Source organism: Ureibacillus endophyticus, from assembly GCF_003628435.1.
GTDB classification, from domain to species: Bacteria; Bacillota; Bacilli; order Bacillales_A; family Planococcaceae; genus Ureibacillus; species Ureibacillus endophyticus.
The window spans coordinates 1-13,789 of record NZ_RBZN01000006.1; the positions used below are offsets into that span (position 1 = coordinate 1).

The following is a 13,789-nucleotide window of genomic DNA, read 5'->3' on the forward strand; positions in this document are numbered from 1 at the left end:
GAGGTAGATAGGTTCGAGGTGGAAGTGTGGCGACACATGGAGCTGACGAATACTAATCGATCGAGGACTTAACCACTAACTTGAATGGTCGTTAGTCAATGTCTTTATCCAGTTTTGAGAGTACAAGCTCTCAACAATGAAATAGGAACTTCGCCTAAGAGCGCAACATCCATGTTTCAACGGCGAAGCCAGTACATCCATGTACAAGTGAAGTGATGATGGCAAAGAGGTCACACCCGTTCCCATACCGAACACGGAAGTTAAGCTCTTTAGCGCCGATGGTAGTTGGGGGCTTCCCCCTGTGAGAGTAGGACGTCGCTTCGCTTGTTTCAAAAATGGAGGATTAGCTCAGCTGGGAGAGCACCTGCCTTACAAGCAGGGGGTCGGCGGTTCGAGCCCGTCATCCTCCACCATATATGCCGGTGTAGCTCAGTTGGTAGAGCAACTGACTTGTAATCAGTAGGTCGTGGGTTCGACTCCTATCGCCGGCATCCTTTCTGGAGGGGTAGCGAAGTGGCTAAACGCGGCGGACTGTAAATCCGCTCCTTCGGGTTCGGCGGTTCGAATCCGTCCCCCTCCACCATCTTATAGAGAGCCATTAGCTCAGTGGTAGAGCATCTGACTTTTAATCAGAGGGTCGAAGGTTCAAGTCCTTCATGGCTCACCAGTTTTATTAAAAACTTGCCAGAAAATCAATGCACATGCGGAAGTAGTTCAGTGGTAGAACACCACCTTGCCAAGGTGGGGGTCGCGGGTTCGAACCCCGTCTTCCGCTCCAAATGTGCCGGGGTGGCGGAACTGGCAGACGCACAGGACTTAAAATCCTGCGGTAGGTGACTACCGTACCGGTTCGATTCCGGTCCTCGGCACCATTTATATGCGCCCGTAGCTCAATTGGATAGAGCGTCTGACTACGGATCAGAAGGTTGTGGGTTCGACTCCTGCCGGGCGCGCCATATATACGAGAAGTAGCTCAGCTTGGTAGAGCACTTGGTTTGGGACCAAGGGGTCGCAGGTTCGAATCCTGTCTTCTCGACCATTTTAATTGGGGCCTTAGCTCAGCTGGGAGAGCGCCTGCCTTGCACGCAGGAGGTCAGCGGTTCGATCCCGCTAGGCTCCACCAATAAAATCAAATAAAAATATGGCGGCGTAGCTCAGCTGGCTAGAGCGTACGGTTCATACCCGTAAGGTCGGGGGTTCGATCCCCTCTGCCGCCATTTAGTAAAGTGGAGGAATACCCAAGTCCGGCTGAAGGGATCGGTCTTGAAAACCGACAGGCGGGTTAAACCGCGCGGGGGTTCGAATCCCTCTTCCTCCGCCATTTACTTAAGGTCCCGTGGTGTAGCGGTTAACATGCCTGCCTGTCACGCAGGAGATCGCCGGTTCGATCCCGGTCGGGACCGCCATAAAGTGGGTCGATAGCTCAGTTGGTAGAGCATTTGACTGAAGCTCAAAGTGTCGGCGGTTCGATTCCGTCTCGACCCACCATTTTATGCGGGTGTAGTTTAATGGTAAAACCTCAGCCTTCCAAGCTGATGTCGTGAGTTCGATTCTCATCACCCGCTCCATTATGGGCCTATAGCTCAGCTGGTTAGAGCGCACGCCTGATAAGCGTGAGGTCGATGGTTCAAGTCCATTTAGGCCCACCATAATATTCCGAAGTAGCTCAGTGGTAGAGCAACCGGCTGTTAACCGGTTGGTCGTAGGTTCGAGTCCTACCTTCGGAGCCACGGCCCGTTGGTCAAGTGGTTAAGACACCGCCCTTTCACGGCGGTAACACGGGTTCGAATCCCGTACGGGTCATATGAAGACGTATAGCATTTGCTATACGTCTTTTTGTATTTAATGAAAGTCGTTTTGAGCCTCAGAAGTAGAGACCAGACCGAGAAATATGAAATTTATATTATGCTAGGTATGCAGAATATTTCAGCTTGATGATGAGAAGCTTAGATTGAAAGAATATAAATAGAGTTATAAAGTGTAGCATTAGGAGATAGGGGAGTAACCTATATAACAAGTAAGTAGAGGTACACATAGCAAATTAGAACGAATAAGAGAATTAGTGTGTCCATGTGTGAAGCGAAGATTATTTGCACTGTCATAAAGAACAATATGTTTACTTTAAGAATGTCTTTTCATAAATAAAAAACACCTTATCATAATGAATGATTAAGGTGTTAATAAAAGAAGCCTTGCTATACAGTATGTATGGCAAAGCCGCCTTGCCGTAGTTATTAATAGAAAGTTTTAAACCACCACTCCTCAAAGTGGGTGTTCGCAGAATAATTCCTGTATATCGTCATGCACCGCAGTGTGACGCTCGCCATTCCTTATTCGATTAAAACTCCCTTTTACAGTTCAAAGGTTAAAACTTAATATTTTTACGAACAACGCAGCTTTAATGTTATATTATACGATTGTATTTATTTGTGCAAGTAAGTATGTAACGATAAAAAAGTCAAATTTTTAATAAGTTAGAATATAAAAAATATATCCTAAGAAAGTGAAAAATAAAAAAGCCTTCCATCATAGGAAAAGCTTTATTTTTTATTTAATTTATTTAAAATTTCATGTGTTAAAGCTGCAACATTAATTTGAGTATCTTCCTTAATAACATCACTTAAAATTTCGTTTCTAAAATAACGCACACTCACTGGTAGCGGCATTTTCAAAAGATTTTTTAATGCTTGTTGATACATAATGACAAACTCTTTATCCGTATTTCCTCGCTTTAATTCTGCAAAGGACTCATAAAATTGATCGAGTTTATCAGAAAACTCAAGAAGACGACCTTCTAGGGTATTATCTTTTCCTTCTTTCATTCGCATAGAGAAAATTTCCTGAAATTCAGTAGGGATTTCTTCTTTAATGAAATTTTCCATCATTTTTTCCTCTACATGGGCAAGCATTTGTTTTAATTCAATACTCGCATGTTTAACGGGAGTTTTAATGTCTCCAATAAAGACTTCTGCAAAATCATGATTAATTGTTTTTTCATATAATGATTTCCAGTTTACTTTTGCACCGTTCATTTCTTCTAATGTCCCAAAAAACATGGCATATTGAGATACCTTCCATGAGTGTGCAGCAACATTATGTTCTTCAAACTTAAAGCGACCAGGTGCACGGAAAATTCGCTCTAAATCATTTAAGCTTGTGAAAAATTTATGGATACCTATAATGACCACCTCCGATTATTAGTATTAGCACAACTATGTATGCTTCTAATTTGAATAATATAAGGTATTATTTCTAGTGTGTTTGATTTTACAAATATCTAACTAGAAATTAACAAAGTTTACATAAGTAATAATTGTTTAATTTATATATTATGCTCTAAAAGTTGGATTATTACGTGCAATTGTCATGTTTTTATCAAAAAATAGCAATTGCCGTGATGATATACTATAGACATTAGAGTTGATTGGATGTGTAGAACAGTGTTACATACTATTTTCTTATATTTACATATATTAAGTGCTATTGGATCGATTGGACCGCTATTTGCATTAATACCTATGCTAAAGAAAATGGAAGTGACTGAAGAAGCTGATTTAAGTGGTTTTGTTCAAGCATTTCAATATGCGATTAATGTAATTAAACATTTCGGACATGTATTAGTAGTTTCTGGGATATTTCTAATTATTTTAAGCGGTTGGACTTGGACAACATCATGGATTGTATTAACAATTATTGGGATGATGAGTTCTGTTTTTTATTTAGCCAGAGCCTTTAAACCAACTTTAAAAACCTTTGGCACCACTGATTTTAATAAAGCAAATTTTATAGCTAATCTAAGGAAATCAACATGGTTATATATTGTAATTTTATTAATCGTATTGTGGCTGATGGTGGCAAAACCAAATTTATGGTAAAAATTGTATTTTACATAGTTTATTAAAATATCAAGAAAATGAAAAGGCATTTGTTAATGATTCATTTTAGAAAGCGCTAATTTTTAGCGCTTTTTTATGTCTACCCGACTAAAATGTATTTTTGGATGGGTAAAATTAATCCGTAGATATTTTTATACTGATACGTCAATTACTGTTCCTTTGTACGGATGGTTTGCTGCAGAAGCTTGTTGTTGTGGTAATTGATTGAGCATTTCGACAGCACTGGCTGCACCCATATTCAATGCTTTATCCATAATAGATAATTGTACAGTATGTTGAAGCTGTGCTACTTGAGCAGACATTATAGAGCTAATATCCATTTGTTTCCCTCCTTTTATCTTTTATCGGTAATCTTTATATTTGGTGAATGGGAAATAAAAACATTACAAGAATATTTTTATACCCCCTTGGTAATACTCACAACGAGGAGGGTTAATAAATTATGTGGAAAAAATTTATATTATTAAGTGGATTAGCAGTAATTCTAAGTGGATGTAATCTTTTTGGTTTTAATAATGATGAAGAAAAAATTTCAGTAGCTGCACCAGAAGCTTTGCAAGCAACAGCAACTATTATTGATACAAAAGGAAATGAAATTGGTCATATGGAAATGACTGAACGGGATGATGGTGTACAAATATCTCTAGGTGTGAAAGGACTTTCAGAGGGGGGACATGGGTTTCATATACATGAAGTAGGTAAATGTGAAAAACCTACATTCGAGTCAGCTGGTGCCCATTTTAATCCAACAGGTAAAAAGCACGGCACTGACAATCCTGCTGGCCCACATCTAGGAGATTTACCGAATATTACACCTGAAGAAGATGGAAATGTTCAAGTAGAATTAGTAGCCAAAGATATAACTCTTAAACCTGGGAAAGAAAATTCAATTATTGATGAAGATGGTAGTGCAATTGTAATTCATCAACATCCGGATGATTATGTTACAGATCCATCAGGGAATTCGGGAGATCGCATTGCTTGTGGAGTCATTACACTTAAAAATTAATTATTAAGCTGTAGGAAAAGGGAAGAACGAACCTTTTCTTACAGTTTTTTTATTTTGGAGTTGCAAATACTCTTTAAAAGTCAGTGCATCTGGTTATTCAAAATATGGGTGAGAATAAGATCACTTAAAATTATTGCACTACTTAATATTCTGATAATTATTGAAAATATTGCTTTAAAGAGGGTATTTATTTGTTTTTAAGCTATTATTAAATTAGTAGAATATTAAAATATTTGACTTTCCATTAGAATAATAGTTAAATTTATACTGTATGTTACAAATATGTCAGAGGAGGGGTTTTTTTGAAGAAGAATAAGTTTTTATTTTTCGCAATCTTGAGTCTACTTTTACTAGTTTTAGTAGCATGTGGTGGGGAAGAGACGAAAGATACAGAAAGTACTACTGATAACACTACAACAGAGGGGACAACGGAAGAGTCTTCAGAGGAAACTAAATCTGATATTAAATTTTTAAGTTTAGTAACAGGTGGTACTCAAGGTACTTATTATGCTTTGGGAGGTACATTTGCTGACTTAATAACTGATGAAACTGGAATTAAAACAACTGCTGAAGTATCACAAGCTTCTGCTGCAAACGTAAACGCTTTAAAAGATGGCGATGCTGAAATTGCCTTTGTTCAAACAGATATTGCTTATTATGCGAAAAATGGTCAACTGATGTTTGAAGGCGCGGCTGTAGAAGACTTAGTGGCAATCGGTGGTTTATATCCAGAAACAGTTCAGCTTGTAACAACTGAAAAATCTGGAATTACTTCTTTTGAAGATTTAAAAGGTAAAAAAGTATCGGTAGGTGCTCCTGGTTCAGGAACATATGCAAATGCTGAACAATTATTAGAAGTACATGGATTAACGATGGATGATATTCAAGCTCAAAATTTAGATTTCGGTGAATCTACAGATGGATTACAAACTGGCCAAATTGATGCTGCGTTTATTACTGCTGGTTATCCAACGGCAGCTGTAGAAGCATTAAGTGCAACTACAGACGTTGTAATCGTTCCAGTAGCAGCTGATAAGGCAGAAAGTTTAATTTCAAAATATCCTTATTATGCAACGGATACAGTTCCTGCTGGTACTTATGGGTTAGAAACTGATGTGCCAACTGTTTCTGTACTAGCTATGCTTGCTGTGAAAGCTGATTTACCAGAAGATGTTGCTTATGGAATTACAAAAGCGATTTATGATAACGCAGGTTCAATCAGCCATGCAAAAGGTGCATTTATTAAAGCGGAGACTGCTTTAGATGGAATTGGAATTGATGTTCATCCAGGTGCACAAAAATATTTTGATGAGCAATAATTAATCTGTTATTAAAATGGGGCTTGTAATTGCAAGCCCTATTTTTTTACTAACAATAGAGGTGGTTACATGAAACGAATAGTGATGGTCATTTCGTTTGGTATTGTAGCTACATGCTTCTTTTTTTTACCAATAGATTTAGTCTTTTCATTTACGGAAACAAGAACAAACCAACCAGAAAAGGTTTATATAAACATCTCAAATGAAAACGAATTTCAAATTAGGTACACCCATTCAATTCATAGGACAGATGTTTTAGAAACCTATGAGATTACGAAGACAAAGGATCTAAAGCTTGTGTCAATGGAATATGAAGACGTATCGATAGGAATGCCTGCATACGCTGAAGAAGGAGAAAGGCTTACGTATGAAAATGGGAGATACATATTGTCTTATGAGGATAAGGTTTTATCAGATTTTACAATATATATAGGAAATATCGATATGGATTTATCGTTTATTTACAATCAACAATCATATAATTTAAAAAAACATTTGGAAAAGGGTAAATCGTACTTGTTCCAAGTCGAAAAAGTTTCGTTATTTGAAAAATGGAAAGGAGCTGTAATGGGAGATGGTAAAGCATAATGAACAGACGAAAGAAGAGCAATTTGAAACATTATCTGCTGAACAACAACAAGCACTCTTAGAAAAATACGACACCGAATCGAATACTCGGCAGTTAAAAGGTGTAGTACATTGGGCTATCTTTATACTTCTACTATGTTTTTCATTGTTTCAATTGTATACAGCAATCTTCGGGCAATATACGGCGCCAATCCAGCGAACGATTCACTTAGGATTTGCTTTAACTGCGATATTTTTATTATTCCCAGCTCGTAAAAGGGGACCAAAAACAAAAGTAGCCTTCTATGATTATATTTTGGCTGTATTATCCGTCGTAGTAGGGTCATATTGGACGATAAACTACGATCGTTTAGTAAAAAGTTTAGGTACAATTTCTGATATGGACTTTTATGTAGGTTTAATTGCAGTCTTATTAGTTTTAGAAGCCGCTAGACGTGCAGTTGGCTTACCAATAATGATAATAGCTTCATTCTTCTTAATCTATGCATTTTACGGTCCATATTTCCCAGATTTTTTAGCCCATCGTGGTCAATCGATAGAAAATATTGTTAATTTAATGTTTTACACAACAGATGGTATTTTAGGAACACCAATTAGTGTATCTGCCACATATATATTTGTGTTTTTATTATTTGGTGCCTTTTTAGTGAAGACGGGTGTGGGACAATACTTTAACGATTTAGCTGTTGCAGTTGCTGGAAAGCTTGTTGGTGGTCCAGCGAAAGTTGCCATTTTCTCTTCAGCTTTACAAGGTACTATATCCGGAAGCTCTGTTGCAAACGTTGTTACATCTGGTTCATATACAATACCTATGATGAAAAAATTAGGTTATAAGAAAGAATTTGCAGGGGCAGTAGAAGCAGCCGCATCAACAGGCGGACAATTAATGCCACCGATAATGGGGGCCGCAGCATTCTTAATGGTCGAATTTATTGGGCGCGGTATTACCTATTGGGATATTGCAAAAGCAGCAGCAATTCCAGCACTCTTATATTTTACAGGTATTTGGATTATGACACACTTTGAAGCAAAGCGATTAGGTTTACGTGGACTGACTGATGAGGAATTACCAAATCGTAGAGAAGTGTTTAAAAAGATTTATTTATTATTCCCTATTGTATTAATTATCGTGTTAATGCTAGTTGGGGTACCTGTAATGCACGCTGCTCTTTATGGAATTGTTTCTTGTATTATCGTAGGGGCAATTAATAAAGATACACGCCTTGGGTTTAAAGATGTTATTGAAGCGCTAGTTGATGGTGCACGAACTGCATTAGCGGTAGCAGCAGCAACAGCCTGTGCAGGTATTATCGTAGGCGTAGTTGTGAAAACAGGTCTAGGTTTAAGTTTAGCTAATAGTTTAGTAGATTTAGCAGGCGGCAATATTTTATTAACGTTAGTTTTTGTAATGATTGCTTCATTGATACTTGGTATGGGTGCACCAACGACAGCTAACTATGTTATTACATCGACAATAGCAGCTCCAGCAATTATTACATTATTAGCTCCGGATATCGTATCTCAGGAATTAATTCCAATTACAGTATTATTATCAGCACATTTCTTTGTTTTCTATTTTGGTATCATTGCAGATATCACACCACCAGTTGCCCTTGCGGCGTTTGCAGCATCTGGAATATCAGGTGGAGATCCAATTAAAACGGGAGTTAACTCTGCTAAGTTAGCGATAGCTGCTTTTATTATTCCATATATGATTGTCTTTTCTCCAGCTCTGTTGATGATTGATGTAACCATCTTACAAATACTTTGGGTCGTGGTTACAGCAATTATGGGTATGATAGCAATCGGTTCAGCCGTAATTGGATACTGGTATAGGAAGTTGTTATGGTTTGAACGTTTAGTTTTACTTGCAGCTGGTTTAGCAATGATTTATCCAGAGTCACTATCTGATATTACAGGATTAATCGTCTTCGGAATTATGTTTATCGTTCAATTTTTAACGAAACATAAAGGTGAAAATGGCCAGAGAGAAACAAAGTTAGATGCAACTGCAAAATAAATTTTTTAGCTTGTACTTATCGTGCAAGCTTTTTTTATGCATAAAAATATTATTGCCAGAAACTATTCGATTATTGAGATATGTTTAATACTTTTTTTGCATATATAACAAATTTGTATTGTTTTCACTAATTAAAATGGGTAAGATATAAAATATCAGAAAATTCTAACTAAGGGGTGTTTATTATGACGAGTTTACTATTATCCAAGTTTGAAACGTATTTACTGGATGAAGAACAAGAGCAAGATAGTCGTGTGGAGTTAGAATTTGAAACTAAGGAACAATTAGTCGATATTGAAGAATATCCTCAAGGCTTTTTTTCAAGTTTATAATAACTTATAACGACAAAACCCATAATGGAGTTTGTCGTTTTTTTTATCTATTGACAAACATGATAAAAATATGTTAAATTTATTTCGAATTCAAGATAACTGAATTCAAGTGAATGTTTTTTTTGAAGGTATTCGCCAAAAAAATAATTTTAATTTCGGATAAATTTTTTTAAATATATATCTCGAATTCGAGATAAAAATGGAGGAGAATAAAATGAAAGAATTAAAAGGTATTCATCATGTTACAGCCATTACTAGCAGTGCTGAAAAGATATATGAATTTTTCACATATGTATTAGGTTTACGTTTAGTGAAGAAAACTATAAATCAGGATGATATTAAAACATACCATTTATATTTCACCGATGATGTGGGGAGCCCGGGTACAGATATGACGTTTTTTGATTTTCCAGGCATTCCAAAAGGTGTTCATGGAACGAATGAGATATCAAAAACATCCTTTCGTGTACCAAATGATGAAGCGTTAGAGTATTGGGTTAAGCGATTTGATAAATATGAAGTAAAACATCAAGGAATCCAACAACAGTTTGGGAAAAAGATTTTACGGTTTGTAGATTTTGACGATCAAGCTTATCAACTTATTTCAGATGAAGCAAACAAGGGAGTAGAATCTGGCACACCATGGAAAAAGGGACCAATTCCATTAGAATTCGCGATTACCGGACTTGGACCAATTCATGTGCGAACATCATATTTTGATTATTTTAAAGAAGTACTCGAGAAAGTGTTCGTGATGCGTGAAGTTGCACAAGAAAATGCATTTCATCTATTCGAAATGGGTGAAGGTGGAAATGGTGCTCAAGTAATTGTTGAGTATAATACAGTTCTTCCTCAAGCAAGTCAAGGTTATGGTTCTGTCCATCATACTGCATTCAGAGTAGATAATCGTGAAGACTTAGAAGCTTGGAAACAACGTCTACACAACTTTAAATTACCAAACTCAGGTTATGTTGAGCGTTACTATTTTGGCTCGCTATACACAAATGTTGCTCCTTCTATCCTTTTTGAGTTAGCTACAGATGGACCTGGATTTATGGGCGATGAACCATACGAAACTCTTGGAGAAAAGTTGTCCCTTCCTCCATTTTTTGAAGAGAAACGTGACCAAATTGAAAAGCTAGTGCGCCCAATTGATACAGTTCGTAGCACTAAACATTTCGAAAAAGAGTATTTTTAAGGAGGTGAATAATAGAAATGGGATTTTTAGATAAACTATTTGGTAATGACCATAAGGAGGAACAAACAATGACAAATTTAAATATCGGAATTATTTTAGGATCAACTCGTGAAGGACGTGTAAGCCCTCAAGTAGGTGCATGGGTAAAAGAACTTGCTGAAAAACGCGGAGACGCAAACTATACAATTATTGATATTGCTGATTATAAACTACCATTCTTAGGTGAACCAGGTGGAGATACTTCAGGTGTTGCTGCTTGGTCAGAAGCGGTTGCAAAACAAGATGGATTCATCTTTATCGTTCAAGAATACAACCACTCTATTACTGGTGCTCTTAAAAACGCTTTAGACTTTTTACGTGAAGAATGGAATAACAAAGCGGCAGGTATTGTATCTTACGGATCAGTTGGTGGGGCACGTGCAGCAGAACATCTACGTGGAATTTTAGGTGAATTATTAGTTGCTGACGTTCGTGTTCACCCTGCATTATCACTATTCACAGACTTTGAAAACGGTACAGACTTCAAACCGAAAGATGTGCAAGCAGATTCAGTAAATCAAATGTTGGATCAATTAATTCCTTGGGCTACGGCTTTAAAGACAATACGTTAATAAATACTTAGCAACATGTGCAATCGTAAATGCACATGTTGCCTCTTACATAAAGATTGAGCAAATCATTTAAAGAAGTTGAAAGATGTGCTGAGTCGTTATGAAGGAAGAAATTGAGGTGCGAAAAATGGTAAATATCGCTGGACATCATCATATTTCAATGATTACGAAAAACATTAAAGTAAACAATGAATTCTATCAAACTATACTTGGATTGCGAAGAGTAAAAGTCTCTGTAAATCAAGACGATCCCTCCATGTATCACCTGTTTTATGGAGATTTAATAGGAAGTCCAGGAACAGGCTTAACTTTCTTTGAAATGCCACTTGTCGGAAGAACGCACCGTGGTACAAACGCCATTACTCAAATTGGTTTATTAGTATCTTCCTATGAAAGCCTTGTCTACTGGAAAAAACGTTTTACGCAACTAGGTGTTAAACATGGGGAAATTACAACATATGCAGAGATGGAGGCATTACATTTTGAAGATCCAGACGGCTTAAGGTTAGTTTTATTAAATCATAATGGTAAACCAATCCCACAGCATTGGACTGAATGGAACCATTCGAATGTACCATCCGAGCATCGAATATTAGGTATGGGAAATGTAGAAATCACGGTTCAATCTTTAGAGAATCTATCAAGTATGTTACAGAATATTTTTGATTACACACTTGTTTCAAAATCTAGTCACCAAGCAATTCTTCAATCCGTTAAAGGGCAAGTATTTGGGGGAATTGTTATCGTTCAACAAGATGGACCAAAAGAAAGACCTGGTCGAGGAAGTGTACATCATTTAGCATTGCGTGTGGAAGATAAAGAACAATTACGATTTTGGGAAAAGAGAATTAAAGACTTTGGCTATAAAATTATGAACCTGACTGATCGCTACTATTTTGAAAGTTTATACTTTAAAGAAAAAAACGGCATTATTTTTGAATTGGCTACAGATGGTCCAGGATTTACAGTTGATACACCAATTGAAGAGCTTGGTAAAAAATTAGATTTGCCACCTTTTTTAGAACCAAAGCGAGCTGAAATTGAAGCGAAGTTAGGACCAATAGAATAAACGTGAGGGGAAATGAAAATGAAAAAACATACAACGGGGATACATCACATTACTGCTATTGTAGGACATCCTCAAGAAAATATTGATTTTTATGCAGGAGTTCTTGGATTACGACTAGTTAAACAAACGGTTAATTTCGATGACCCAGGCACTTATCACCTTTATTTCGGAGAAGAAAATGGAAAACCAGGTACTATCATCACCTTCTTCCCTTGGCCAAATGCTTATCAAGGAAGAATTGGCGATGGGCAAGTGGGAGTTACAACATATGTAGTTCCCGTTGGCGCGATGGATTTTTGGAAAGAACGTTTAACAAAATTTAATATCAGCTATTCCGAAACAGTTCGATTTGGTGAAACCTTTTTACAATTTGATGACCCACATGGATTACACTTAGAACTTGTTGAACGTGTAAATGGTGAAGACAATGGTTGGACATTCGGAGGAGTGACAAAGGAAGTTGCTATTAAAGGTTTTGGCGGTGCAATACTTTATTCATGTCGTCCTGAAGAAACAGCAGAGACTTTAGTAGAGCTAATGGGTTTAGAGGTAGTTGGTCAAGAAGGTGACTATAAACGTTTTAGAGCAACAGCAGACATAGGGAATATTATTGATTTAAAGATGACAACGGGTGTTCGTGGTAGGATTGGCGTTGGAACAGTTCATCATATTGCTTGGCGAGCAAACGATAATCAAGATCATATTGAATGGCAACAATACGCAATGGATTTAGGTCAACATGTAACAGAAGTAAAGGATCGGAATTACTTTAACTCGATCTATTTCCGTGAATCTGGAGAAATATTATTTGAAATTGCCACAGACTCACCAGGCTTTGCACATGATGAAACGCCTGAAACAATGGGAAGTGAATTAAAGTTACCTGCACAATATGAGCATTTACGTGAAAGGTTAAGAGAATCATTAATCCCAATCGAAGTTCGCCATTTAGATTAATAAAAAAAGTGAGGATGAAATCAAATGCAACATATTTTTAAGCAGGGAACAGATCAAAATAAACCAGTACTTTTACTTTTACATGGAACTGGTGGCAATGAACATAGTTTATTACAGTTGGCAGAAATAATAGACCCAACTGCTCCAGTGTTAAGTGTGAGAGGAAATGTATTAGAAAATGGAATGCCTCGTTTCTTCAAAAGACTTGCTGAAGGGATATTTGACGAGGAAGACTTAATTTTCCGAACAAATGAACTGAATACATTCTTAGATGAAGCTGCAATCAAGTACGAATTCAATCGGCAAAATATCATGGCGATTGGTTACTCAAACGGGGCTAATATTGCAGCAAGTTTACTATTCCATTATGAGACTGCAATAAAAGGTGCTATCTTACATCATCCGATGGTACCAAGAAGAGGGATACAATTACCGAATTTAGCCGGAACTCATGTATTTATTGCAGCAGGTACAAATGATCCTATTTGCCCGCAACAAGAATCTGTTGAATTACAGGCGTTACTAGAAGAAGCGAATGCATCGGTTGTAATGTATTGGGACAATCATGGACACCAGTTAACAATGGGCGAAGTGCAGGCAGCTAAAGAGTGGTATGAGCATTTATAAAAATTTGACGAAAGGCTAATCGTTATGATTAGTCTTTTATCCTTTTGGGAAAAAGCAAAAGATTAGTAAAAAAGAATGGCAAAATAAATCACTAGTATTCCTCCTTCTATAATTTAAGCTTGATAGGCGGAAGCTGTTAATATTTCTATCATTGTTATGTATA

At 37.0% G+C, this 13,789-nt stretch carries 13 protein-coding genes, 17 tRNA genes, 1 rRNA gene and 1 other RNA gene; 29 read left to right on the forward strand and 3 right to left on the reverse strand.

Annotation, left to right across the window (positions count from 1 at the left end; all coding sequences use genetic code 11):
• Window positions 1-208 precede the first annotated feature (208 nt).
• The 18 genes from rrf to D8M03_RS04075 all read left to right on the forward strand — a co-directional run bounded on the left by rrf (window position 209) and on the right by D8M03_RS04075 (window position 1,803).
• Window positions 209-324, forward strand: a 5S ribosomal RNA gene (gene rrf / locus D8M03_RS03990).
• 13 nt (window positions 325-337) lie between these two features.
• Window positions 338-413 (forward strand) — tRNA-Val (locus tag D8M03_RS03995).
• A gap of 5 nt (window positions 414-418) precedes the next feature.
• Window positions 419-491 (forward strand) — tRNA-Thr (locus D8M03_RS04000).
• Window positions 492-499: 8 nt separating this feature from the next.
• Window positions 500-583: transfer RNA gene (locus D8M03_RS04005), tRNA-Tyr, on the forward strand.
• A gap of 9 nt (window positions 584-592) precedes the next feature.
• A tRNA-Lys gene (locus D8M03_RS04010) sits at window positions 593-667 on the forward strand.
• Between the two features lie 36 nt (window positions 668-703).
• Window positions 704-778 (forward strand) — tRNA-Gly (locus D8M03_RS04015).
• 5 nt (window positions 779-783) lie between these two features.
• Window positions 784-872: transfer RNA gene (locus tag D8M03_RS04020), tRNA-Leu, on the forward strand.
• A 7-nt stretch (window positions 873-879) separates the two neighbouring features.
• Window positions 880-956 (forward strand) — tRNA-Arg (locus D8M03_RS04025).
• Between the two features lie 6 nt (window positions 957-962).
• Window positions 963-1,039: transfer RNA gene (locus tag D8M03_RS04030), tRNA-Pro, on the forward strand.
• Window positions 1,040-1,047: 8 nt separating this feature from the next.
• Window positions 1,048-1,123: transfer RNA gene (locus tag D8M03_RS04035), tRNA-Ala, on the forward strand.
• A gap of 20 nt (window positions 1,124-1,143) precedes the next feature.
• A tRNA-Met gene (locus D8M03_RS04040) sits at window positions 1,144-1,217 on the forward strand.
• An 11-nt stretch (window positions 1,218-1,228) separates the two neighbouring features.
• Window positions 1,229-1,321, forward strand: a tRNA-Ser gene (locus D8M03_RS04045).
• A gap of 9 nt (window positions 1,322-1,330) precedes the next feature.
• A tRNA-Asp gene (locus D8M03_RS04050) sits at window positions 1,331-1,406 on the forward strand.
• Between the two features lie 6 nt (window positions 1,407-1,412).
• Window positions 1,413-1,488, forward strand: a tRNA-Phe gene (locus tag D8M03_RS04055).
• 6 nt (window positions 1,489-1,494) lie between these two features.
• Window positions 1,495-1,568: transfer RNA gene (locus tag D8M03_RS04060), tRNA-Gly, on the forward strand.
• A 4-nt stretch (window positions 1,569-1,572) separates the two neighbouring features.
• Window positions 1,573-1,649 (forward strand) — tRNA-Ile (locus tag D8M03_RS04065).
• 6 nt (window positions 1,650-1,655) lie between these two features.
• Window positions 1,656-1,730, forward strand: a tRNA-Asn gene (locus D8M03_RS04070).
• Window position 1,731: 1 nt separating this feature from the next.
• Window positions 1,732-1,803 (forward strand) — tRNA-Glu (locus D8M03_RS04075).
• A 407-nt stretch (window positions 1,804-2,210) separates the two neighbouring features.
• Here the strand turns inward: D8M03_RS04075 and ssrS are convergent.
• Both ssrS and D8M03_RS04085 read right to left on the reverse strand, forming a co-directional pair.
• A non-coding RNA gene (gene ssrS, locus D8M03_RS04080) (6S RNA) lies at window positions 2,211-2,402 on the reverse strand.
• 138 nt (window positions 2,403-2,540) lie between these two features.
• A complete protein-coding gene (locus tag D8M03_RS04085; RefSeq protein ID WP_211330862.1) occupies window positions 2,541-3,188 on the reverse strand; it encodes a YfbR-like 5'-deoxynucleotidase in 648 nt (215 codons plus the stop codon).
• 252 nt (window positions 3,189-3,440) lie between these two features.
• Here D8M03_RS04085 and D8M03_RS04090 point away from each other — a divergent pair, with 252 nt between their 5' ends.
• Window positions 3,441-3,875, forward strand: a complete 435-nt coding sequence (locus tag D8M03_RS04090; protein WP_245987447.1) for a hypothetical protein — start codon at window positions 3,441-3,443, stop codon at window positions 3,873-3,875.
• A 152-nt stretch (window positions 3,876-4,027) separates the two neighbouring features.
• On the opposite strand, the gene D8M03_RS04095 is transcribed toward D8M03_RS04090, so the two are convergent.
• A complete protein-coding gene (locus tag D8M03_RS04095) occupies window positions 4,028-4,216 on the reverse strand; it encodes a putative motility protein (protein ID WP_121213406.1) in 189 nt (62 codons plus the stop codon).
• A 122-nt stretch (window positions 4,217-4,338) separates the two neighbouring features.
• On the opposite strand from D8M03_RS04095, the gene D8M03_RS04100 reads away from it, so the two are divergent.
• The 10 genes from D8M03_RS04100 (at window position 4,339) to D8M03_RS04140 (ending at window position 13,626) form a co-directional block, all read left to right on the forward strand.
• Complete coding sequence (locus D8M03_RS04100; protein WP_121213408.1) at window positions 4,339-4,905, forward strand: superoxide dismutase family protein; 567 nt, start codon at window positions 4,339-4,341, stop codon at window positions 4,903-4,905.
• Window positions 4,906-5,207: 302 nt separating this feature from the next.
• Complete coding sequence (locus D8M03_RS04105; protein WP_121213410.1) at window positions 5,208-6,224, forward strand: TAXI family TRAP transporter solute-binding subunit; 1,017 nt, start codon at window positions 5,208-5,210, stop codon at window positions 6,222-6,224.
• A gap of 69 nt (window positions 6,225-6,293) precedes the next feature.
• A complete protein-coding gene (locus tag D8M03_RS04110) occupies window positions 6,294-6,812 on the forward strand; it encodes a DUF1850 domain-containing protein (protein ID WP_121213411.1) in 519 nt (172 codons plus the stop codon).
• The gene (locus D8M03_RS04115; protein ID WP_121213413.1) at window positions 6,799-8,832 is read left to right on the forward strand and encodes a TRAP transporter permease; all 2,034 of its coding nucleotides are present in this window, start codon (window positions 6,799-6,801) and stop codon (window positions 8,830-8,832) included. Before D8M03_RS04110 ends, D8M03_RS04115 begins: the two co-directional genes overlap by 14 nt.
• Window positions 8,833-9,017: 185 nt before the next feature.
• The gene (locus D8M03_RS17640; protein ID WP_170148377.1) at window positions 9,018-9,164 is read left to right on the forward strand and encodes a hypothetical protein; all 147 of its coding nucleotides are present in this window, start codon (window positions 9,018-9,020) and stop codon (window positions 9,162-9,164) included.
• Window positions 9,165-9,378: 214 nt separating this feature from the next.
• Window positions 9,379-10,362 carry a ring-cleaving dioxygenase gene (locus tag D8M03_RS04120; RefSeq protein WP_121213415.1) on the forward strand — a complete coding sequence of 328 codons (984 nt, stop codon included), beginning with the start codon at window positions 9,379-9,381 and terminating at the stop codon, window positions 10,360-10,362.
• A gap of 17 nt (window positions 10,363-10,379) precedes the next feature.
• Window positions 10,380-10,973 (forward strand): NADPH-dependent FMN reductase, encoded by a 594-nt coding sequence (locus D8M03_RS04125; RefSeq protein ID WP_121213417.1) that lies wholly within the window; start codon window positions 10,380-10,382, stop codon window positions 10,971-10,973.
• Between the two features lie 127 nt (window positions 10,974-11,100).
• Window positions 11,101-12,042 carry a ring-cleaving dioxygenase gene (locus D8M03_RS04130; protein ID WP_121213579.1) on the forward strand — a complete coding sequence of 314 codons (942 nt, stop codon included), beginning with the start codon at window positions 11,101-11,103 and terminating at the stop codon, window positions 12,040-12,042.
• A gap of 18 nt (window positions 12,043-12,060) precedes the next feature.
• Window positions 12,061-12,999 carry a ring-cleaving dioxygenase gene (locus D8M03_RS04135; RefSeq protein WP_121213418.1) on the forward strand — a complete coding sequence of 313 codons (939 nt, stop codon included), beginning with the start codon at window positions 12,061-12,063 and terminating at the stop codon, window positions 12,997-12,999.
• Window positions 13,000-13,023: 24 nt separating this feature from the next.
• Window positions 13,024-13,626, forward strand: coding sequence for an alpha/beta hydrolase (locus D8M03_RS04140; protein WP_121213420.1), 603 nt, complete (start codon window positions 13,024-13,026; stop codon window positions 13,624-13,626).
• Window positions 13,627-13,789: the final 163 nt, after the last annotated feature.